The organism is uncultured Amaricoccus sp. (assembly GCF_937858865.1).
Classification (GTDB): domain Bacteria; phylum Pseudomonadota; class Alphaproteobacteria; order Rhodobacterales; family Rhodobacteraceae; genus Amaricoccus.
The window spans coordinates 1-1,272 of record NZ_CALLYO010000614.1 but is presented as its reverse complement, the minus strand read 5'-3'; the positions used below and the strand labels follow the sequence as shown (position 1 = coordinate 1,272).

General features: G+C 70.6%; 1 protein-coding gene. It reads left to right on the top strand.

Annotated elements, in window-relative coordinates:
• Nucleotides 1-185 precede the first annotated feature (185 nt).
• The coding region (locus Q0112_RS18330) for a nucleotide sugar dehydrogenase (protein ID WP_297977493.1) at nucleotides 186-1,272 on the top strand (1,087 nt) is incomplete at its 3' end.

Below are 1,272 nucleotides of genomic sequence, written 5' to 3'. Positions count from 1 at the left end.
GGCGAAACGGCTTTCCCGGGCGGTGATCCCGTGCTAGGGCGTGCCCGTCGTCGTGAGGCCGGCCCGATCCGTGCGATGCGGCCGGAGGGGAGCGTATGAGGATGGTGCCGAGTAGTCTGCCGATGCTTCCCGCCCCCGGCCCGCATTTCCTGTCCCGTCTTGGTTTCCCAGTGTGAGAGTTCCCCATGCCCGACGTCGCGGTGATTGGATTCGGCTACATCGGAAGCGTGATTGCCGCCGTCCTCGCTGACCGCGGCTTCTCGGTGGTCGGCATCGACACCAACGCGAAGATGATCGAGGAGGTCAGGGCTGGCCGCTGCCCGATCCCCGAGCCGGGCCTGAACGAGCTGGTGGGCAAGGGCGTGGCCGCCGGCCGGCTCGCCGCTTCGACCGACCCGTCCGCCGCCAGGGGCGCCCGCGCCGTCCTCATCACCGTCGGCACCCCGCTCTCGGAGGATTATACCGCCGATCTCGCCCACATCCGCGCCGCCTGCGCGAGCGTGGCGCCGCATCTGCACGACGGCCAGATCGTGATGATCAAGAGCACGGTCCCCCCCGGCACCACCCGCGCCATGTACGAGGAGGTGATCGCCCCCGCGGCGAAGGTGCACATGGCCTTCAGCCCCGAGCGCCTCGCCGAGGGCGCGGCGATCCGCGAGCTCTCCCAGATTCCGATCCTCGTCGGCGGCATCGACGCCGCGGCCGGCGCGGCGGCAGCCGCCTTCTGGCGCGAGGCGCTGCCGGTCGAGGTGATGTGCGTCGCCTCGCCGGAGGCGGCCGAGATGGTGAAGCTCGCCGACAACCTCTGGATCGACCTCAACATCGCGCTCGCCAACGAGCTCGCCAAGCTGGTCGACGCCCTGCCCTTCCCGATCGACGTCATGGAGGTGATCCGCGGCGCCAACACCCTCAAGAAGGGCCAGCACCACGTCAACATCCTCTATCCGGCCAACGGGGTCGGCGGCTACTGCCTGACCAAGGACCCCTGGTTCGTCGACGCCCTCGGCCGCCGCGCCGGCATCGAGCTCATGATCCCCAAGGCCTCGCGCGCGGTCAACGACTCGATGCCCGGCCACGTCTTCGACCGGGTCATGGGCGCCCTGGCCGAGCGCGGGCTGGCGCCCCGCGACGCCAGGGTCGCCCTGCTCGGCTTCTCCTTCAAGAGCAACTCCGGCGACTGCCGCTTCACGCCTGTCGGGCCGCTGGTCGCGAAGCTCCGCGCCACCGGCTGCACGCTCAGGATCTGCGACCCCATGGTCACCCCCGCCGAGG